The sequence below is a fragment of the Actinokineospora fastidiosa genome (assembly GCF_014648415.1).
Lineage (GTDB): Bacteria > Actinomycetota > Actinomycetes > Mycobacteriales > Pseudonocardiaceae > Actinokineospora > Actinokineospora fastidiosa.
Window position 1 is genome coordinate 144,962 of record NZ_BMRB01000001.1, and the last position, 20,255, is coordinate 165,216.

A 20,255-nucleotide genomic window follows, 5' to 3' on the forward strand; every position below is an offset into this window, starting at 1 on the left:
CTCAGTCTCCTTGGGCGCCGCGGCGCGGAACGGGTCGGGTCGGGCGAGGCCGGGCGCGCCGGGCGGCGGCACGCTGGGCGGCCCTGGCCAGCTCGGGGCGGCCGCCGTCGCCGTCGAGGTAGCGGGCCAGGGCCCGGACGTTGGGGTGGCGGAACAGGTCGAGCAGCGGGACCTGGCGGCCGGTGGCCTTGGTGAGCCGCGCGTGCACCGCGGCCATGGCCATCGAGTCGCCGCCGATGTCGAAGAAGTTGTCCGACGGGCGGACCGGCCTGCCGATGACCGCCTGCCAGATCTCGCCGACCAGCCGCTCGGTGGGCGTCTCCGGGCCGCCCGCGACGGCCCGCTCCGGCGCGGGCGCGACCATGGCGCCGGGCGCGGGCGTGCGCACGGCGGCCCTGGGCAGGTGCGCGGCCACCTCGGCGGCCGGGACGTCCGGGCAAGCCGCGAGCGCGCCCGCCAGCTCGGTCAGGTCCGCGAGCAGGGCGTCGATCCGCTCGGCGTCGAAGAGGTCCGGGTTGTAGACGGTCTCGACGGCGACGTTCCGGGGGTCGAGGTAGAGGGTCAGGTCGAACGGCGACCCGGGCTTGGCGACCCGGACCGGCTCGGCGGCGCAGCCGGGCAGCCGCGCCGCCGGGTCGGCGAAGTCCAGGACGTTCAGCATGACCTGCACCAGCGGCGCGTGCGACGGGTCGCGGCCCGCCCCCAGCGCGGCGACGATCCTGTCCAGCGCCGCGGCCGGGTGCGCGGCCGCCGCCCGCAGCTCGTCGCCGACCCTGGCGACCCGCTCGGCGAAGGTGCCGCCGCCGCGCAGCCGCAGGGGCACGGTGTCGACGAAGAACCCGACGACGTCCTCGAACTCGGCGTGCTCGCGGTCGGCGAGCACCAGGCCCACGACGTGGTCGGGACCGCCGGTGAGCCGGTCGACGAGTTCGCCGAACGCGGCCATCAGCACGGTCGCGGGCGTGGTCGCCATGCGCCGGGCGAGGTCGCGCACGGCGTCGGCCCGCTCGACGGCCGCCGCCGCCTCGGCGCCCCGGTAGGTCGGCGTGGGCGGGCGGGGCCGGTCGCGCGGCAGGTCGAGCACGGTCGGCGCGCCCGCCAGGTGCGCGGTCCACCAGCGCAGGTCGTCCGGGCCCTGCCTGCGGTCGCGCTCGGCGCGCCAGTGGGCGTAGTCGGCGTACCCCGTGCGCAGGGGCGGCAGCTCGCGGCCAGCGTAGGCGTCGGCGAGGTCGCGGTAGAACGCGTCCTGCGACCAGCCGTCGAACACCGCGTGGTGCAGGGTGATCCCGAGGACGTGCTCGTCGGGCGCGGTCCGGTAGAGGCGCGCCCGCCACGCGGGCCCGGCGGCCAGGTCCAGCGGGGTGGCGGCGTCCTCGGCGAGCAGGCCGGGGATGTCGGCGCTGGCCACCTCGCGGATGTCGAGCGGGACGTCGGCGGGCTCGTCGCGGACCGCGTACGGCACGCCCGCGGTCTGCGGGATCCGCCAGCGCAGCACGTCGTGCCGGGCGGCCACGGCCCGCAGCGCGCCGCGCAGCGCGGGCACGTCCAGCTCGCCGCGCAGGCGGGTCGCCAGCGCGATGTTGTAGGGGGCGCTCGCCGGGGCCAGCTGGTCCATGAACCACAGCCGGTGCTGCGGCGGCGACAGCGCGGGGGCGCTGCCGGTCGGCACCGGCGGACCGGTCAGCGGCTCGGCCTTGGCCACCCGCTCGGCGATCCCGGCGACGGTCCGGCCGTCGAACACCGCCTCGACGGCGACGCCCACGCCCAGCGCGGTGCGCAGCGCGGCGACCATCCGCATGGCGGCCAGCGAGTGCCCGCCCTCGGCGAGGAAGTCGGCGTCGCGGGTGGGCGCCCGCCCGATGGCCGCCGTCCACGCGCGCGCCACCTCGGCCTCGACCGGATCGGTGAAGTCCTCAGTGGACCGGCTCAGCAGCACCGAGCGGTCCACCTTGCCGCTGGGGGTGAGCGGGAGCGCGGGCACCCGCACCACGCGGGCGGGCACCAGCGCCGACGGCAGCAGCCGGGCCGCGCGCTCGACCAGGTCGTCCGGCGCGGTCTCGGGCGCGACCACGGCGACGAGCGTGTCGCCGTCCACCAGGACCGCGCACTCGGCGACGCCGTCGATCCCGCTCAGCACGGCCTCGGTCTCGGCGGGCTCGACCCGCTGGCCGCGGATCTTGACCTGCCGGTCCAGCCTGCCCAGGTACGCCAACCGGCCGTCGGGCAGCACCCGGACCCGGTCGCCGGTGCGGTAGAGCCGCGCGCCGGGCTCGCCGGAGAACGGGTCGGGGATGAAGCGGTCGGCGGTCAGGCCCGGCTTGCCGAGGTACCCCCTGGCCACGCCGGGACCGCCGACGAGCAGCTCGCCCTCATCCACCAGACGCAGCTGAGCGTCCACGACATAGAGCCGGTGACCGCCGGTGGCCGCGCCGATCGGCAGCACGGCCTCCCCGCCGGTCGCCTCGGCGGTGGTCACCGAGACCGTGGTCTCGGTGGGGCCGTACATGTTGAAGAACCGCCGCGGGCCCGCCCGCAGCCAGCGCCGGGCCAGGGCGGCCGGGACGACGTCGCCGCCGCTGAGCACGGTCGTCCACTGGGGAACCGCGCGCGGGTCGACCAGGGCGAGCACTGCCGGGGTGAGGAACCCCCAGTCCACGCCGTGCGCGACGACGAACTCCGCCAGCCGCCGGGGATCGGCGCGGTCGGCCTCCGTGGTGAGCATGACGCAGCCGCCGACCGCGAGCGGGACGAGCAGGTCGATGAGGCTGGCGTCGAAGCCGACCGAGCAGGCGGCCAGCGCGCGCGTGTCCGGCCCGGCGGCCAGCAGCCGCGCGGTCTCGACGATGTAGTTGTGGAGGTTCGCGTGGGTGACGAGCACGCCCTTGGGGACGCCGGTCGAGCCGGACGTGTAGAGCACGTAGGCCAGCGATCCCGCGTCGACGGCCGGGACCAGGTCGGCGGCGGACGCGCGCACCTCGGAGACGACCGCGACCGCGCCGGAGTCCGCGAGCACCGCCGCGACGCGCCCCTCGGGCAGCGCCGGGTCGATCGGGACGTACGCCCCGCCGCTGAGCAGCACGCCCAGGACGGCCACGACCAGGTCCGGCGTCCGCGCCACGCGCACGCCCACCCGGTCCTCCGGCCGCACGCCCCGCGCCCGCAGCTCCTCGGCCAGCCCGCAGGCCCGCTCCCACAGCTGGGCGTAGGTGAGCGTGGTGTCCCACTGCCGCACCGCGGGCGCGTCGCCCCGCGTCCGGGCGTGCGCGGCGATCAGGTCGAGCACGGTGGTCATACCGCACCTCCCGGGTAGGGGACAGGATCGGTGATCTGCAGGCGCAGCTCGCTGACGTAGCCGCGCCCCTCGGCGTCGGTCAGCCAGCTCTGCTCCAGGACGGGCAGGAGTTCGGTGAACACGACCGTCACGTCCGGGCCGCCCTCGGCCTGGGCGGTGCGCAGCATCGAGGCGAACACCTGGGCGTGCAGGGGCCCGGTGAGGTCGAGGTAGCACGGCTTGGTCTCGGTGCCGATCTTGACGAACACCCGCTCCGGCAGCCCGAGCCGCGCCTTCAGCCGCCGCAGCGCCAGGTACCGCTCGGGCTCGCCGGTCACCGAGGTCAGCCCGGTCTCGGCGACCGTGGTGCGCCAGGTCTCGCGGGCCACCACCAGCTCGCCGATGCTGATGCGCGGGGTGTGCGCGGCGGGGGCGAGCAGCTTGAAGCTGTCCATGAGCTTGGCGCTGAGCAGGTCGTGGAACGCCTCCAGCAGCGGCCACGCCGACCCGTCCGGCAGCCGGACGACCAGCTCGCCCGCCACGTCCTCGACCAGGCACGCGGTCGCGGGCACCGTCCGCGCCAGGTCGGCGCCCTCGGTGTCGCCGATGCCGAGCTCGCGGTCGAGCGGGCCGTCGAGGCCGTGCCGGGTGCGGCCGGTCTGCCGGGGGAAGTCGGCCGGGTAGAGCACGCGCAGCCGGGCCGGGCCGAGGTCGGCGTCGAGCCCGGCGCGCAGCGCCGCCGGGTCGGGGTGCCACACCGAGAACAGCGCGCTGTCGACCGGCGTGCTGGCCGGGTGCAGCTCGCCGAGCACGAACTGGCACTCGCCCCGGTTGACCGCGTCGACATCGACCGCGCCGACCTGGATATCGGGGCTGTGCACGCGCGCCGACGGCCAGCCGGGCGCCGTGGCCGGGAACAGCTCGGCCGCCCTGGCGAGCGCGTCGGCGGTGTCCACCGCGACGGGCCCCTCCGCGCCGAGTCCGAAGAGGACGGCCCAGCGGCGGGTGAACTCGGCGGCGACGCGGTCGGCGGGCTGGTCGTCGCCGGTGAACAGCAGGCCCTGGCTCATCGTCCACAGGTCCGACAGCCGCACCGGACGCGGCTGCTCGGCGTACAGCTCGCGCACCGCGGCGCCGATGGCCGCGCCCAGTTCGGCGGTGAGCCACCGGGCGGCGCGCAGCACCACGTCCAGCGGCCCGGCGACGCGGTCGAGCAGCGCGGCGCCGACGACGACATCGACGTCGCGCAGGGTGTCCTCGTAGACCAGGGTGCGCCCGGCGTAGGCCATGCCGCTGCGCCTGCGCGGCTCGACGCCGGTCACGGCGACGAACTCCGCGTCGAGCAGCCGCAGCGCCTCGGCGAGCCCGTCGGCGTCCGCGTCGGCCACGCGGTCGCGGGCGGCGCGCAGCCGGGCGAACGGCTCCGCCGCCCGCGCCCTGGCCTCGGCGTCGCCGATGGCGGCGATCCGCTCGGCCAGGACGTCCTCGGCGCGCGGGCTGAGCGGCAGGCCCGCGTCCCAGTGCAGCACGCCCTTCTCGACGAAGCGCTCCAGGAGCAGGTACGTGTCCTCGGGTGTGCGCAGCAGTCCGGCATCGGCGACCTCCCTGGCAGGCCTGCCGTCGCACAGCGCCAGGACGGCCGCCTCCACAGTGGACAAGGTGGTCGCGGGCATCAGCGGGACCACGACCCGCTGGCCCTCGACGCTCACGTGCGGGCGCGGCCGGACCGGCCACCAGCGCCGGACCCCGGCGTCCCCGGCCAGCCGCTCGGCGAGCGCGGCCATCGCCCACGCCTCGAAGAACACCCGCCTGCCGCGCAGCGCCCGCTCGCCCGGCTCGGCGCGCAGCGCGGGCGCGTCGTCCTCGACGCGCAGCCAGGAGACCGGGCCGAAGAAGCCGATGGTCTCGCTCTTGCCGCAGTACCGCTGCCAGTAGCGCAGCAGCGCCTTCTCCCGGTCGCGCCGCCGCACGTTGCGGCGCGCCCCACCGGCGGCCAGCCCGTCCAGCGAGACGAGCACCGACGGGTTCTGCCAGGTCACCGCCTCGCGCAGCAGCGGATCGGCGGCCGTCTCGGTCGCGGCGGCCGCCGCGCGCTCGACGGCGTCGGCGAACGCCTTGGCGAAGACGTCGTCGGCGACGGTCCCGGCGATGGCCGCGTCGGCGACGGGTGCCAGGTCGGGGTCGGCGAAGCGGTCGAGGCCCGCGGCCGGGAAGCCCGCCGAGCGCAGCAGCCCGTCGCGCCACACCAGCCAGCCGGTGTCCCCCAGTCCGACCAGGTGTCTCGGAACCTCGCCGTCGCGCGCGGTCATGACCCGTCCACCATGTGCAGCCGCAGTTCGGAGGTGTAGCGCCTGCCCTGGGCGTCGGGCACCCAGGAGCGCTCGGGGGCGGGCAACGCCTCGCTGACGGTCACCGACACGTCCGCGCCCCCGTGGGCCGCCGCGGCGCGGACCATGGCGCACAGCGACAGGGCGAAGACCGGGGCGGTGAAGTCGACATAGCAGGGCTTGGTCTCGGTGCCGATCTTGACGTACACCCGCTCCGGGAGCCCGAGCCGCGCGCGGAACCGCCGCACGGCCAGGTACCGCTCCGCGTCGCCCTGCGCCGCGGTGAGGCCGGTCTCGCCGACGGTGGTGCGCCAGGTCTCGCGCGCGACGACCAACCGGTCCACGGTGATGCGCGGGGTGTGCGGGGCGGCGGCCACCAGCTTGAACGCGTCCACCGCGTGGGTCGACAGCAGCGCGGAGAACACCTCGATCAGCCGCAGCCGCCGACCGTCGGCCAGCACCGCGACGAGCTCGCCGCCGTCGCGCTCGACGCGGACGGAGGTCGCGGCGACCAGCCGGGACCGGTCGGCCCCGGGCGCGGCGGCGAAGGCCAGCTGCGGGTCGGCGCGCCCGACGAGCCCGTCGCCGAGGCGGCCGGTGCGGCGGGGCCAGTCGGCCGGGAACAGCGGCCGGACGCACCCGCCGCCGAGGTCCTCGGCCAGCCGCGCGCGCAGCCGCTCGGGGTCGGGGTGCCACGACGCGTACACCGGGCAGTCCAGGCTCGCCCACGCGGTGTGCAGCTCGCCGAGCACGACGGTGTGCTCGCCCCGGTTGATCTCGTCCACCGACGACGCGCAGATCTGCAGGTCCGGGCTGTGGATGACGCCCGCGGACCAGCCCGGCCGGTCGGCGGGGAAGGCCAGCGCGGCGCCCTCGGCGAGGTCGGCGGTGGTGAAGTGGGCGCGGTCGGTGTCGGGGAGGTCGAACAGCCGCGCCCAGCGGGCGGCGAACTCGGCCGAGACCGCGTCGACCGGGCGCGGGCCGTCGCCGAAGAACAGGCCCTGGGCGAGGAACCACAGGTCGGCCAGCGACACCGGGCCGCCGCCTGCGAGGTCGTCGTACAGCTCGGCGAGGGCGGCGGTGTAGGCGTCGGCGAGCGCGCCGGTCAGCCAGCGGGCCGCGCGCAGCAGCAGGGCCAGCGGCTCGGCGACGGCGTCGAGCAGGCCCGCGCCGACGACCACGTCGAGGTCGCGGGCGGTGTCGGTGTAGACGAGCGTGCGGGCGGCATAGGTCTGCCCGCCGTCGCGGGTGGCCGCGCGGCCGGTGATCTCGGTGAACACCGCGTCCAGCGCGGTCATCGCCGCGGCGAGGGCGTTCGGGTCGCCCGCGGCGGCGGCCACCGCGTCCCGGGCGGCGAACAGCCGGTCCAGAGTGGACTGCGCTGGGCCGCGCACGGTCTCGTCGCCGATGGCGGCGACGCGCTCGCGCAGCACGTCCTCGGCGTGCGGGGCGATCGGCAGGTCGGCGTCCCAGGTCAGCACCTCGCGCTCGACCAGCCGGGTCAGCAGCGTCTCGGCGTCGCGCACGTGGTGGGCGAGGTCGGCGATGACCGCGCACGCGGGCCGCCCGTCGCACAGCTCGACCGCGATCGCCTCGGCCGGGCTCAGCGGCAGCGGCGGGCGGGCCGGGCGCAGGACCGCGCGGTCGCGCACGGTCAGGTGCGGCGCGAGCCGCGGCGGCATCCACGCCCGCACGGCCGGGTCGGCGCACAGCGCCGCGCCGACGGCGGCCAGCGCCCACGCCTCGAACCGCACGACCCGTCCGCGCACGAGCGCCGGTCCGGGCGTCGCGGTCATGGCCGGGGCGTCCGGGGCGACCCGCGCCACGAGCTCGGGGCCGAAGAAGCCGATGGTCTCGTTCTTCGCGCAGTACCGCTGCCAGTAGCGGCCCACGACCAGCCGCTGCCTGCGCCGCGTGCTGGCCCGCTCGGACAGCCCGCCGGTGAACCGCGCGGCCAACTCGGCGTTCTGCCACAGCAGCGCCTCGGTGAACAACGGGTCGGCGAGGACCTTCCCGATCCGCTCGTCGGTGCGGGCGAGCGCGTCGGCGAGCCTGCGGGCGAAGTCCTCGTCGGCGCCCGCGAGCGCGGCGTCGGCAGCCTCGGCGACGTCGGGGTCGGCGAACCAGTGCAGGCCCTCGACCGGGAAGCCCGCGGTGCGCAGCTCGGCGTCCGGCCAGACCGACCACTCGGTGTCGCCGAGCCGGACGCGGTCGTCCGGCCGGGCCGGGAGGATCTCCTCGGCGATCACGGCCAGCAGCTCCGCCTCGTTCTCGTGCAGGAAGAAATGGCCGCCGTCGAACTCGCGCAGCGTGAAGCGGTCGGTGTGGCGGGCCCACGCGGCGGCGTGCTCGGCGCTGACGGCGCGGTCGCCCGTGCCGTGGCAGACGACGATCGGCACCGGGAGCGGCGGCTCGGCGGTGTGGGTGTAGTCGTCGATCCAGGCGAAGTCGGCGCGCAGCGCGGGCAGCAGCAGCTCGACCAGCTCGGCCGACCCGGCCACCTCGGCGGGCAGCCCGCCGCCGTCGGTGAGCCTGCGCACCAGCTCCGCGTCGTCCACCCGGGACAGGCCGTCGAACACCGTCGCGGCCGTCTCGTGCGGGGCGCGGCACCCGCCGACGATGAGCTTCTCCGGCAGCGCCGCGCCCGTCCGGCGCAGCTCGCGGACGACCTCGAAGGCCAGCCGCGCGCCCATGGAGTGCCCGTAGAGCGCGAACGGCCGGTCGGCGCGCTCGGCGAGGGCGGCGGCGATCTCGGCGACGTCGAACCTCGGGTCGTCCTCGATGCGCCGCTCCCGGCCGGGCAGCGCGAGCGCGTGCACGTCGATCCGCGGACCGGCGGCGGCGGGCCACGCGGCGAACACCGACGCCCCCGCCCCGGCGTAGGGCAGGCAGAACAGCCGGACGTCCGCGCCGGGGCGCGGGACGCGGTTGACGAACCACTCCACTAGAGCACTTCCTTGCGTGGCGGGTCGATCCAGTGGCGCGATCGCCGGAACGGGTAAGTGGGCAGCGGGACGCGGCGCGCCGGGACGCCGTCGAAGTCCTCGGCCCACGCGACGGACTCGCCCGCGACCCACCGGCGCGCCCGCTCGGAGCGCGCGGTCGTGCGGCCGTCGATGGCCTCGGTCAGCGCGGCCAGCACGGTCGCGTCGGTGCACTCGACCGCGGCGCGGCAGTCGAACGCCCGCCTGCCGACCGACAGCGTGTACGCGACGTCGGCGACGCGCGGGGCGTGCTCGGCGATGTGGTCCCGCAGCCGCGACAGCACCGCGCGCAGGGCGATCGGGTCGCGCGCGGAGACCGGGAGGGTCCAGGTCCGCTCCGGGCACGGCGACGGGATGTCCTCTTCGGACTGCCGGACCAGGACGTGCGCGTTGGTGCCGCCCACGCCGAAGGAGTTCACGCCCGCCACCCGCGGACCGGCTGGCCACGCGGTCAGCTTCGTCGGCACGGTGAACGGGCCGAGGTCGACGTCCGGGTGCGCGGCGGTGAAGTGCAGGCTCGGCGGGATCTGCCCGTGCCGCACGGCCAACACGGCCTTGATCAGGCTCGCGATGCCCGCAGCGGCGTCCAGGTGCCCGATGTTGGTCTTCACCGAGCCCAGCGCGCAGTGCTCGACGTCGCCGAAGACGTCGGTGAGCGCGGCGGCCTCGATCGCGTCGCCCAGCGGCGTCCCGCTGCCGTGCGCCTCGACGAAGCCGACGTCGGCCGGGTCGAGCTGGGCGGCCGCCAGCGCGTCGGCGATCGCCTCGGCCTGCCCGACCGGGCTGGGCACGGCGTACCCGGCGCGCTCGGCGCCGTCGTTGCTCACACCCCAGCCGGGCAGCACGGCGTACACGTGGTCGCCGTCGGCGCGGGCGTCGGCCAGCCTCCGCAGGACCACGACGCCGACGCCGGAGCCGAACCCGGTGCCCGCCGCCGCCTCGTCGAAGGCCCGGCAGCGCCCGTCCGGGGAGGCCATCCCGCCCGCGCGGTGCCGGGGCCAGGTCACCGCGACCCCGCCCGCGAGCGCGATGTCGCAGCGGTAGTCCGCCAGGTTCTGCGCCGCCTCGCACACCGCGACCAGCGCGCTGGAGCACGCGCTCTGCACGGCCATCGCCGGGCCGGTCAGGCCGAGCCGGTAGGCGACCTGGCCGGGCAGGTGGTCGGCCTGCTGGCGGCCGAGCAGCCTGCCCTCCCAGTCGTCGGGGTCGAGGTCGGCCACCGCCGGGTTGTCGAACAGGTGGTAGAGGAAGTACCGGTTGACCGACGCCGAGGCGAAGACGCCGACGCGCCCCGGCTCGGTCGCCGGGTCGTGGCCCGCGTCCTCCAGCGCCGCCCACGTCGTCTCCAGGAACAGCCGGTGCTGCGGGTCGGTGGTCTCGGCCTCGGCCGGGGTGAACCCGAAGAACTCCGCGTCGAACTCCTCGACCCCGGTCAGCACGCCGTGCCCGCGGACGTGGGCCGGGTCGGCGCGCAGACCCGGGCCGATGCCGAGCGCGGCCAGTTCGGCGTCGGTGTGGTCGTGGATGGAGTCGACGCCTGCGCACAGGTTCCACCAGAACGCGCCAGCGTCGGCCGCGCCGGGGAACCGGCAGGCCAGGCCGACGACGGCGATCTCGTCCCCGGTCTCGGCCCGCTCGACGGCGCCGCGCTCCCGCTCCCGGGGATCGGCGTCGAGGAACCGGGCCTGCGCGGCGACGGTCGGGTGGCGCAGCAGCGCGGCGACGCCGATGTCGGCTCCGGTGGCCTCGGCCAGGCGCGCGCGCAGGACGCCGAGGCTCAGCGAGTGCCCGCCCGCGTCGAAGAACGCGACGTCCAGCCCCACCGAGCGCACGGTGAGCACCGCGCACCAGGCGTCGTGAACCAAGCGCTCGGTGTCGGTCATGGCCCGCGCCGGTCGCTCGGCGGGAGGGTCGGGCAGCGCGCGTTCGTCGACCTTGCCGGTCACGGTCAGCGGGAACGCGGCGACGGCGACCACGGCCTGCGGCACGCAGTACCCGGGGAGCGCGTCGGCCACCGCGGCGCGCAGCGCGACCGGGTCGGCGTCGGCGGACTCGACGTAGCCCAGCAGCCGACCGTCGCGGACGATCACCCGGGCGCGGGCCCCGGACGCCGCGGTCAGCGCGGCCTCGACCTCGGCGGGCTCGACGCGGTGCCCGCGGACCTTGACCTGCCGGTCCAGCCTGCCCAGGCACACCAGCGCGCCGTCGGGGTCGCGCCTGCCGAGGTCGCCCGTGCGGTAGGTGGGCGTGCCGTCGGGGTCGACGCCGAAGCGGTCGCCCGGCCCGCTCAGGTACCGGCCGACGAGGTGCTTCCCGGCGACGACGATCTCGCCGTCGTCGGCGATGCGGAGCGTGTAGCCGGGCAGCGCCGAGCCGATCGGCACCGGACCGTCGGCGTCCGGCAGGTCGGCGGCGGCGACGCGGAACTGCGCGGCGAAGGTGACCTCGGTGGCCCCGTAGCCGTTGACGAACACGCAGTCCGGCGCGAACCGGTCCCGTCCGCGCCGCAGGTCGGCCCAGGTGGCCTGCTCGCCGCCCAGCAGCACGACCCGCACGGACGGCAGGAGCGCCCCCGTGTCGACGAGGTAGCGGTACAGGGTGGGCGTGGAGTGGTAGACGGTCACGCCGTGCTCGGCGAGCAGCCGCGCGGTCTCGGCGACGCCCTCGGCGCGCACGTCGACCGGGACCACCGCCGCGCCCGCGAGCAGGGCCGGGAACAGGTCCGGGATGGCGGCGTCGAAGGACAGCGAGGCCAGCAGGGCCACCCGGTCGGCGGGGCCGATGCCGAGCGTGGCGAGCTGGTTGTCCACCACGTGGCGCAGGTTCGCGTGCGTCTGCGCGACGGCCTTGGGCTCGCCGGTCGAGCCGGAGGTGAACAGCACGTACGCGGTCTCGCCCGGTTCGGCGACGGTCAGCGGCGCGTCAGCGACGTGCTCGATCATGATGCCGGGCAGCCCGCTGGCGGCCTCGGTGACGACCGTGGCGACGCCCGCGGTCTCGGCCATCACGGCGCGCCGCGCCGCCGGGAACGCCGGGTCGATCGGGACGTAGGCGCCGCCCGCGGCGAGGACGCCGAGCACGGCGGCGATCGCGCGCGGCCCGTGCGGCAGCGCGACGCCGACCCGCTCGCCCGGGGCGATCCCGGCCAGGGCGCGCGCGACACCGCCCGCGCGGACGGCCAGCTCCGCGTAGGTCAGCGGATGCTCGCCGCCGACCGCGAGCGCGTCCGGCCAGCGCCGGGCGGCGTCGGCGAAACCCTGCGCGACCGTCGGTCTCATCCGCGTACCGGAGCGGGCCGGGCCGGACGTCGTCGTCCCCTGCCGGTCACCGGTCTCCCCTTCCCCCCACTGCCCCTTCGGACAGCTGCCCATCAGATGGCGGGAAGGCTAAGCACGTCCTCCGCCATCCGAGCAGCCATTTCGGAAAGTTGCGGAGGACGCATCAGCGCGCGTGGACCAAACAGCCGCAATTTTTCACGGTTGGTTACCAGTTAGCGGGAAGACCTAGGCCATGAGTGGGTGACCGTGATCACATGCGCTCGATCTTGTGACTGGCCGTGACTAAACGGTGATCACTCCCCGTTGTCGAACGCGCCGATGGCCGCCGCGACGTCCAGGACGCGACGGGCGTTGTCGACGTGCAGGTTCTCGATCATCCGGCCGTCGACGGTGACCACGCCGCGCCCCTCGGCGGCCGCGGCCTCGAAGGCGGCGATCACCCGGCGGGCGTGCTCCACCTCGGTATCGGACGGGGCGAAGACTTCGTTGCACGGTCCGATCTGGCCGGGGTGGATCAGCGTCTTGCCGTCGAAGCCGAACTCGCGGCCCTGGCGGCACTCCGCGGCGAAGCCGTCGAGGTCCTTCACGTCGTTGTAGACGCCGTCGAGGATGACCTTGCCCGCCGCGCGGGCGCCGAGCAGGGCCAGCGACAGGCCGGTCAGCAGCGGCGCGCGGCCGGGCACGTGCTCGGCGTGCAGTTCCTTGGCCAGGTCGTTGGTGCCCATGACGAGCACGGTCAGCCGCTCGCTGGCCGCGGCGATCTCGTGGGCGCGCAGCATGGCGATCGGCGTCTCCACCATCGCCCAGATCGCGGTGTGGTCGGGCGCGCCCGCGGCCTCCAACGCGCGCTCGATGGCGTGCACATCGGCAGCGGAGTTCACCTTGGGCACCACCACCCCGGCCGGACCGGCCTCGGCGGCGGCGCGCAGGTCGTCGGCGTGCCACTGGGTGTCGAGGCCGTTGACGCGGATCGTCAGCTCGCGGCGGCCGTAGCCGCCAGCGCCGACGGCCTCGCACACCCGCTTGCGGCCGTCGGCCTTCGCGTCGGGGGCGACGGAGTCCTCCAGGTCGAGGATCAGCGCGTCGGCGGGCAGGGTCTTGGCCTTCTCCAGCGCGCGCTCGTTCGCGCCGGGCATGTAGAGGACCGAGCGGCGGGGCACGTACGTCATGCGGACACACCTTCCTCGACGGCCGACTTGGTCGCGGCCTCGTACGCGGCGGCCAGCTCGGGGTCGCGCGCGGCGAGCGCGTCGGCCAGGTCGGCGACGACCCGGCACTGCTTGACCGTGGCGTCGTCCTGCATCTTCCCGTCGATCATGACCGCGCCCGTGCCGTCGCCCATGGCGGCGATGACCCGCCGGGCCCACGCGACGTCCTCCGGCGCTGGCGAGAACACCTTCTTGGCGATCGCGATCTGCTTGGGGTGCAGGCTCCACGCGCCGACGCAGCCGAGCAGGAACGCGTTGCGGAACTGGTCCTCGCAGGCCACGACGTCGGCGATGTCGCCGAAGGGCCCGTAGTAGGGCAGGATCCCGGCGGCCGCGCAGGCGTCGACCATGCGCGCGACGGTGTAGTGCCAGAGGTCCTGCTGGAAGGTGGTCCGGCCCGCGGTGAGGTCGTCCCCGGTCGGGTCGGTGCGGACGAGGTAGCCGGGGTGGCCGCCGCCGACCCGGGTCGTCTTCATCCGGCGGCTGGCGGCGAGGTCGGCCGGGCCGAGGGAGATGCCCTGCATGCGCGGGCTCGCGGTGGCGATCTCCTCGACGTTGGCCACGCCGCTGGCGGTCTCCAGGATCGCGTGCACCAGCAGCGGCCTGGTCAGGCCCGCGCGGGCCTCCAGCTGGGCGAGCAGCCGGTCGACGTAGTGGATGTCCGCGGCGCCCTCGACCTTGGGGATCATGATCACGTCGAGCTTGTCGCCGATCTCGGTCACCAGCGTGATCAGGTCGTCGAGCACCCACGGCGAGTCCAGGCTGTTGACCCGGGTCCACAGCTGCGTGTCGCCGAAGTCGGTGGTCTTGGCCACCGCGACCAGCCCGGCCCGCGCCGCCTCCTTGCGGTCGGCGCGGACGGCGTCCTCCAGGTTGCCCAGCAGCACATCGGTCTGCGCCGCCATGGCGGGAACCTTGGCGGCCATCTTCTCGTTGCTCGGGTCGAAGAAGTGAATCATCCGGGAGGGCCGGAACGGGACCTCCCGCAGCGGTTCCGGCGCGCCGACGGCGAGTGGGCGGAAGAAGTCCTTGGGGGAACGCATCGGGCCTCCGAGCTGTCTACCGGCCGGTAACTGACTAGATGTTCTAGTCGACCACGGGCCCTGCCGGACCGCCATCGTGACCAACGACATGAGGGAGCAGGGTGTTCGACATCCCACCGGCCTTCGCCGAGGGCTTCGCCGACCGGGAGGGCGAGGCGGGCCGGGCCTGGCTGGCCAGCCTGCCCGCGCAGGGCGCGGCGATGCTGGACCGCTGGTCCCTGCGCCCGGACGGCCCGTCGTGGCATGGCTTCTGCTCGGTGGTGCAGCCGGTCCGCCGCGCCGACGGCGCGCCCGCGGTGCTCAAGATCGGCTGGCCGCACCCGGAGGCCGAGCACGAGGCGCTGGCCCTGCGCCTGTGGGACGGCGACGGCGCGGTCCGGCTGCTGACCGCCGACGGCTGGAGCCTGCTGCTCGAACGCCTCGACGCCGACCGCACCCTGATGGACGTCCCGCTGGACAAGGCCCTGGAGATCACCGCCGAGCTGATCCGCCGCCTCGACCGGCCCGCGCCCGCGCCGGTGCGCCACCTGCGCGCGGTCGCCGAGCGGCTGGCCGTCGACCTGCCCGCCGACAACGCCGCGCTCAAGGCGACCGGCGAGGCCGTCGACGACGAGCTGATCGACCGCGCCGTGGCCTACTGCCGCGAACTCGGCCCGGTGTCGGCCTCGCGGCTGGTCAACGAGGACCTGCACTACGAGAACGTGCTCGGCGGCGCGCGGGAGCCCTGGCTGGTCATCGACCCCAAGCCGATCGCGGGCGACCCGGAGTTCGGCCTGATCCCGATGCTGTGGAACCGCCACACCGACGGCGACCTCGCCGACCGGCTGGACGCGCTGGTCGAGGCCACCGGCATGGACCGGGCCAAGGCCCGCAAGTGGACCTTGGTGCGCGCTGTCGAGTCCTGGCTCTGGTCCGACGATGACGATCCGGCAGGCCAGAGCGCCGAGGCGATCATCGACGCCCTGAGCTGAACGGCCCGCCGGGGACACCGGGGGCGGCCGGGGCGAACCCCGGCCGCACCCCCAGTCCCCGGCGTCCACAGCGCCTTCCCCCCACGCCGTGGCGGGACCAGCACACCGCGTCCGATGCCGCCACCGCCAGCTATTCGATCGTGCTCGAATGGTCACTAGGCTGGGCGCGTGATGGTTGTGCGCCTGGACGCGGCCGCGCTCGCCCGGGTCCGGCTGGCCCCATCGCCCGCCACCGAGGCCATGGAGTGGCTCGCCTACACCGCGGGCGGCCTCCCGCACCCGCTCTACGGCGATCCCGGCCCCACGGCCCGGTTCGCCCTGCGCGACCCGGACGTGCGGCTGGTGGCGGTGCTGTTCGCCGCGTCGCCGCCCAAGTCGATCCCCGACCTGCTGACCCCCAAGCCCGCCGCCGTGCCCGCCGACCGCGTGTTCGCCCAGCAGCTGGAGCGGATGGCCGCCACGTCGGCCGAGGCGGTCATGGCCCAGCTCGCCGCGGCCACCCACGGCGCCGATCCCCGGCTGCGCGCGGCCGCCGAGTCCGGCACGTTCGCCAGGCGCGCCGCGAACGGGATGGCGCGGTTCTGGGCCGCGGCGATGGCCGACGACTGGCCGGGGCTGCGCGCCCGCATCGACGCCGACCTCGCGCGGCGGGCCCGCACGATGGCCGCCGGGGGCATCGGCGCGCTCATCGACTCCCTGCACGCCAAGACCCGCTGGGCCAACGGCCGCATCGAGATCGACAAGCCGTACACCGAGACCTACGAGCTCAACGGGGACGAGCTGGTGCTCTCGCCGTCGGTGCTGGCCTGGCCGAACCTGTTCAGCCAGTTGGGCAACCCCGACGACAGCGTGCTGATGTACCCGGCGGTCGGCGGTCCCGACGCGGCGGGACCGTCGTCGCTGGACCGGCTGGTCGGCGCCACCCGCGCCCGCCTGCTGATCAGCCTCGACCGCCCGAGCACCACCACGGAGCTGAGCAGGCGGCACGGGCTCGCCGCCGCCACCGTCTCCCACCACCTCGCCGTGCTGCGCGACGCGGGCCTGGTCGCCAAGTACCGCGACGGTCGCTCGGTGCGCTACCAGCGCACGGACACGGGGGACGCGTTGACCGGTGAGCACGTCGACAGGCGGCTAGCCTGACCGGCGTGGCTACCACCAGGGTGTTCGCGGCGCAGCTGGTCGGGCTGCCGGTGTTCGGCCCGGACGGCGAGTCGATCGGCAAGATCGGCGACCTGGTGGCCGGGCTGCGCGCCGACGGCGCCCCGCCCCGGGTGCTCGGCCTCGTCGTCGAGCTGGCGACCCGGCGGCGGATCTTCGTGCCGATGCTGCGGGTCGCCGCGATCGAGCCGCAGGCGGTCACGCTGGCCACGGGCCTGGTCAACATGCGGCACTTCACCAAACGCCCGCACGAGGTGCTGGTGATCGGTCAGCTGCTGGACGCGCGCGTCACGGTCATCGAGTCCGGGCGCAGCGCGGTCGTGGTGGACACCGCGATGGAGCCGACCCGGACCCGCGACTGGGTGCTGGGGCGCATCGCCGTGCGCGAGCGCACCGGGCGGCTCGGCAGGCGCGGGCCGGTCGAGGTGCTGGACTGGTCGGAGGTGCGCGCGCCGGGCATCACCGAGCTGGTGGGGCAGCCGCAGGACGCGCACCGGCTGCTGGCCGTCTTCGAGTCCATGCGGGCGGCCGACGTGGCCAAGGCCATGCAGGAGCTGCCAGCCAAGCGCCGCTACGAGGTCGCCGACGCCCTCGACGACGAGCGGCTGGCCGACGTCATCGAGGAGCTGTCCGAGACCGCCCAGACCGACCTGCTGCGCCACCTCGACGAGGAGCGCGCCGCCGACGTGCTGGAGGCGATGGACCCCGACGACGCCGCGGACCTGCTCGCCGAGCTGTCCGAGCCGGACAAGAACCGGTTCCTCGAACTCATGGCGCCGGAGGAGTCGGCACCGGTCAAGCGGCTGCTGGAGTACAGCCACGACAGCGCGGGCGGGCTCATGACGCCCGAGCCGATCGTGGTGGCCCCCGACTCCCCCGTCGCCGAGGCGCTGGCCAGGGTGCGCAACCCCGACATCACCCCGGCGCTGGCCAGCATGGTGTTCGTGTGCAGGGCGCCGAGCGCCACCCCGACCGGGCGCTACCTCGGCCTGGTGCACACGCAGCGGCTGCTGCGCGAGCCGCCGTCGGACCTGGTGGCCGGGCTGGTCGACCGCGACCTGACCGCCCTGCGGCCCGCCGACACGCTGCTGGAGGTCACCCGCTTCTTCGCCACCTACAACCTGGTGTGCGCGCCGGTCGTCGACGACGGCGAGCACCTGGTCGGGGCGATCACGGTCGACGACGTGCTGGACCACCTGCTCCCCGAGGGCTGGCGGCATTCCGAAGGGGTCATCGGTGCCTGAGCCGACATTCCGCCGCAGGCTCGACCAGCCGAGGGCGCCGCGCAGCCTCCGGGTCCGGTTCGACCCGGAGGCCTTCGGCCGGTTCTCCGAGCGGCTGGCCCGGTTCCTCGGCACCGGCAAGTTCCTGTTCTGGCAGACGCTGATCGTCGTCGTCTGGATCACGCTGAACCTGGTGGCGGTGTCGCTGCGCTGGGACCCCTACCCGTTCATCCTGCTGAACCTGGCGTTCTCCACCCAGGCCGCCTACGCCGCCCCGCTGATCCTGCTGGCCCAGAACCGCCAGGACGACCGGGACCGGGTGTCGCTGGAGGAGGACCGGGCGCGCGCCGCGCAGACCAAGGCCGACACCGAGTTCCTGGCCCGCGAGCTGGCCGCGCTGCGGCTGGCGATCGGCGAGGTCGCCACCCGCGACTACCTGCGCGGCGAGCTGGAGAAGCTCAGGACCGGGCTGTCCGGGGAGCCCCGGCGCAAGTCCCGCGACGAACTGCCGTTCTGACCCTCACTCCGGCTGGTCGGCGAGGTCCCCGCAGATCCGGCCGATCTCGGCCAGCTCGGCGGCGTCGAGGTGGGCGACGAAGTGGCGCACGATGCCCGCCAGGTGCGTGTGCGACGCCGTCCTGAGGGTGTCGAGACCACGCTCGGTGAGCGCGGCGACCACGCCGCGCCCGTCGCCCGCGACCCGCTCGCGGGCCACCAGGCCCGCGCGCTCCAGCCGGTCGACCAGGCGGGTCACGCCGGAGCGCGACAGCAGGACGGCGTCGGCCAGCTCGGCCATCCGCAGCCGCCGCCTCGGCGCCTCGGCGAGCTGGAGCAGCACGTCGTATGACCCGAGGGAGAGGCGCTGCTCGGCCACCAGCTCGGCCTCCAGGCTGCGCGTGATGCGGGCGTGCGCGCGCAGGAAGTTCCGCCAGGCGGCGAGCTGTTCTCGGGTCGGCCGGGCGGCCTGCTGCGGCACCGTCAACGGCGTCCTCCTTCACGGGGAGAGACTGCCGATCGTACGGAGCGTGGTTGGCCGCCTCGCCACCAGCCCGTGTGGCGCGGGCCATGCGGACAGCGGCCTACCACTCCGTAACATGGATAGGTGACTTCCACGCAGCAGGTCCCCAGCACCGAGGCCGTGCGCGCCGCGCTCGCGGGGGTGCAGGACCCCGAGATCCACCGGCCGATCACCGAGCTGGGCATGGTCAAGGACGTGACCGTGCACCCGGACGGCCGGGTGGACGTGGGCGTGTACCTGACGGTGGCGGGCTGTCCGCTGCGCGACAAGATCACCCGCGATGTCACCGCCGCGGTGTCGGCTCTGCCCGGCGTGGTCTCGGTCGCCGTCGAACTCGACGTCATGTCCGACGAGCAGCGCACCGCCCTGCGCAAGTCGCTGCGCGGGGACGCCGAGGAGCCGCGCATCCCGTTCGCCGAGCCCGGCTCGCTGACCAGGGTGTACTGCGTGGCCTCCGGCAAGGGCGGCGTCGGCAAGTCCAGCGTGACGGTCAACCTCGCGGTCGCCATGGCCGCGCGCGGCCTCAAGGTCGGCATCGTCGACGCCGACATCTACGGCCACTCGATCCCGCGCATGGTCGGCGCGACCGACAAGCCGACCAAGGTCGAGAAGATGATCCTCCCGCCGCAGGCCAACGGCGTGAAGGTGATCTCCATCGGCATGTTCACCCCCGGCAACACCCCGGTCGTCTGGCGCGGCCCGATGCTGCACCGCGCCCTCCAGCAGTTCCTCGCCGACGTCTTCTGGGGCGACCTGGACGTGCTGCTGCTCGACCTGCCGCCGGGCACCGGCGACATCGCCATCTCCGTCGCCCAGCTGATCCCCAACGCGGAGATCCTGGTCGTCACCACCCCCCAGCAGGCAGCGGCCGAGGTCGCCGAGCGCGCGGGCGCCATCGCCCTGCAGACCCGGCAGCGGGTGGCGGGCGTGATCGAGAACATGTCCTGGCTGGAGATGCCCGACGGCACCCGCATGGACGTCTTCGGCACCGGCGGCGGCCAGGCCGTCGCGGACTCGCTGACCCAGGCCGTCGGCTCGGACGTCCCCCTGCTCGGCCAGGTCCCCCTCGACCCCCGCCTCCGCGAGGGCGGCGACGCGGGCGAGCCGCTGGTCACGTCCCAGCCCGACGCCCCGGCGGCGAAGGTGCTGCACGAGATCGCGGGCAAGCTCACCGTCCGCGCCCGCGGCCTGGCGGGCCGCATGCTCTCCGTCAGCCCCGCGGGCCGCTAGCCCTGTCCCCCTGCGAGCGGGCTTTCACCGCTCGCGGGGGTCGTGGGCGCCTGTTCAGCCGGTAGCCGGCCTGGACGACGTGAGCGGTCGCGCCGAGGTGCTCGACCACCAGCCTGCGCGACTCGGCGTCGCTTCTCCCTGCACCCCCAATGGGGCCGGGATCAGGTCGCGTCGGGGTCGAAGTCCGGCTTCTTCTCCGGGGCGGGCGGGGCGGCGGGCTTGATCTGCGGGATCGGGGGCTGCGGGGCGTAGCCGTTGGGCTTGGTGCCGTCGTGGTCGTCGCCGAAGAGGTGGTTGGCCATCATCTGCTTCGGGTCGAAGTTGCGCAGCCTGCGCAGGTCCTCAAGGGGCTTGCGGATGTCGTCGTACTCCGGGCCCAGTTCGTTCTTCAGCTGGTCGCGGGCTCCGGTGGCGAAGTCGCGGACCTTGCGGATGCTGCGCCCGAGCCAGGCGGCCGCGTCGGGCAGCCGCTCCGGGCCCAGGATGAACAGCCCGGCGATGCCGAGAACCAGGATCTCGGCCCAGCCGATGCTCTCGAACACCC

The 20,255-nt window shown here is 75.3% G+C and carries 13 protein-coding genes; 5 read left to right on the forward strand and 8 right to left on the reverse strand.

Translation table 11 applies throughout. The features are described 5' to 3' along the window. Position 1 precedes the first annotated feature (1 nt). The 6 genes from IEY98_RS00615 to IEY98_RS00640 all read right to left on the reverse strand — a co-directional run bounded on the left by IEY98_RS00615 (position 2) and on the right by IEY98_RS00640 (position 14,111). Positions 2-3,292 (reverse strand): non-ribosomal peptide synthetase, encoded by a 3,291-nt coding sequence (locus tag IEY98_RS00615; RefSeq protein ID WP_189208315.1) that lies wholly within the window; start codon positions 3,290-3,292, stop codon positions 2-4. Next, on the reverse strand, positions 3,289-5,580 hold the full coding sequence (locus tag IEY98_RS00620) for a lantibiotic dehydratase (protein ID WP_189208316.1): 2,292 nt from the start codon (positions 5,578-5,580) through the stop codon (positions 3,289-3,291). Before IEY98_RS00620 ends, IEY98_RS00615 begins: the two co-directional genes overlap by 4 nt. Continuing rightward, entirely contained in the window at positions 5,577-8,543 is a 2,967-nt protein-coding gene (locus tag IEY98_RS00625; protein WP_189208317.1) for a thioesterase domain-containing protein, read from the reverse strand. Before IEY98_RS00625 ends, IEY98_RS00620 begins: the two co-directional genes overlap by 4 nt. Next, positions 8,543-11,860: a beta-ketoacyl synthase N-terminal-like domain-containing protein gene (locus IEY98_RS00630; RefSeq protein ID WP_189208318.1), complete on the reverse strand. Its 3,318-nt coding sequence runs from the start codon at positions 11,858-11,860 to the stop codon at positions 8,543-8,545. The genes IEY98_RS00625 and IEY98_RS00630 overlap by 1 nt, the downstream gene beginning before the upstream one ends. 293 nt (positions 11,861-12,153) lie before the next feature. Further along, a complete protein-coding gene (locus IEY98_RS00635) occupies positions 12,154-13,029 on the reverse strand; it encodes an HpcH/HpaI aldolase/citrate lyase family protein (RefSeq protein ID WP_189208319.1) in 876 nt (291 codons plus the stop codon). Beyond that, the gene (locus tag IEY98_RS00640; RefSeq protein ID WP_189208320.1) at positions 13,026-14,111 is read right to left on the reverse strand and encodes an HpcH/HpaI aldolase/citrate lyase family protein; all 1,086 of its coding nucleotides are present in this window, start codon (positions 14,109-14,111) and stop codon (positions 13,026-13,028) included. The genes IEY98_RS00635 and IEY98_RS00640 overlap by 4 nt, the downstream gene beginning before the upstream one ends. A 101-nt stretch (positions 14,112-14,212) precedes the next feature. Here IEY98_RS00640 and IEY98_RS00645 point away from each other — a divergent pair, with 101 nt between their 5' ends. From IEY98_RS00645 to IEY98_RS00660, 4 genes are all read left to right on the forward strand, one after another. Beyond that, the gene (locus tag IEY98_RS00645) at positions 14,213-15,082 is read left to right on the forward strand and encodes an aminoglycoside phosphotransferase family protein (RefSeq protein WP_229786394.1); all 870 of its coding nucleotides are present in this window, start codon (positions 14,213-14,215) and stop codon (positions 15,080-15,082) included. A 171-nt stretch (positions 15,083-15,253) separates the two neighbouring features. Then, on the forward strand, positions 15,254-16,222 hold the full coding sequence (locus IEY98_RS00650) for a helix-turn-helix domain-containing protein (protein WP_229786723.1): 969 nt from the start codon (positions 15,254-15,256) through the stop codon (positions 16,220-16,222). Continuing rightward, entirely contained in the window at positions 16,219-17,484 is a 1,266-nt protein-coding gene (locus IEY98_RS00655) for a magnesium transporter MgtE N-terminal domain-containing protein (protein ID WP_189209952.1), read from the forward strand. Before IEY98_RS00650 ends, IEY98_RS00655 begins: the two co-directional genes overlap by 4 nt. Next, entirely contained in the window at positions 17,477-17,980 is a 504-nt protein-coding gene (locus IEY98_RS00660; protein WP_189208322.1) for a DUF1003 domain-containing protein, read from the forward strand. Before IEY98_RS00655 ends, IEY98_RS00660 begins: the two co-directional genes overlap by 8 nt. Before the next feature lie 3 nt (positions 17,981-17,983). Here the strand turns inward: IEY98_RS00660 and IEY98_RS00665 are convergent, their stop codons facing one another. Then, positions 17,984-18,445: a MarR family winged helix-turn-helix transcriptional regulator gene (locus tag IEY98_RS00665; RefSeq protein WP_189208323.1), complete on the reverse strand. Its 462-nt coding sequence runs from the start codon at positions 18,443-18,445 to the stop codon at positions 17,984-17,986. A gap of 120 nt (positions 18,446-18,565) precedes the next feature. Between IEY98_RS00665 and IEY98_RS00670 the strand changes: the two genes are divergently transcribed. After that, complete coding sequence (locus tag IEY98_RS00670) at positions 18,566-19,711, forward strand: Mrp/NBP35 family ATP-binding protein (protein WP_189208324.1); 1,146 nt, start codon at positions 18,566-18,568, stop codon at positions 19,709-19,711. Between the two features lie 161 nt (positions 19,712-19,872). Here the strand turns inward: IEY98_RS00670 and tatB are convergent, their stop codons facing one another. Next, positions 19,873-20,253, reverse strand: coding sequence for a Sec-independent protein translocase protein TatB (gene tatB / locus IEY98_RS00675; RefSeq protein WP_189208325.1), 381 nt, complete (start codon positions 20,251-20,253; stop codon positions 19,873-19,875). Between the last annotated feature and the right edge of the window lie 2 nt (positions 20,254-20,255).

Coding starts and splice junctions, on each gene's coding strand:
- IEY98_RS00630 (WP_189208318.1), bottom strand. CDS start 11,860: ATGAGACCGACGGTCGCGCAGGGTTTCGCCGACGCCGCCCGGCGCTGG.
- IEY98_RS00615 (WP_189208315.1), bottom strand. CDS start 3,292: ATGACCACCGTGCTCGACCTGATCGCCGCGCACGCCCGGACGCGGGGC.
- IEY98_RS00640 (WP_189208320.1), bottom strand. CDS start 14,111: ATGCGTTCCCCCAAGGACTTCTTCCGCCCACTCGCCGTCGGCGCGCCG.
- IEY98_RS00650 (WP_229786723.1), top strand. CDS start 15,254: ATGGTTGTGCGCCTGGACGCGGCCGCGCTCGCCCGGGTCCGGCTGGCC.
- IEY98_RS00635 (WP_189208319.1), bottom strand. CDS start 13,029: ATGACGTACGTGCCCCGCCGCTCGGTCCTCTACATGCCCGGCGCGAAC.
- IEY98_RS00620 (WP_189208316.1), bottom strand. CDS start 5,580: ATGACCGCGCGCGACGGCGAGGTTCCGAGACACCTGGTCGGACTGGGG.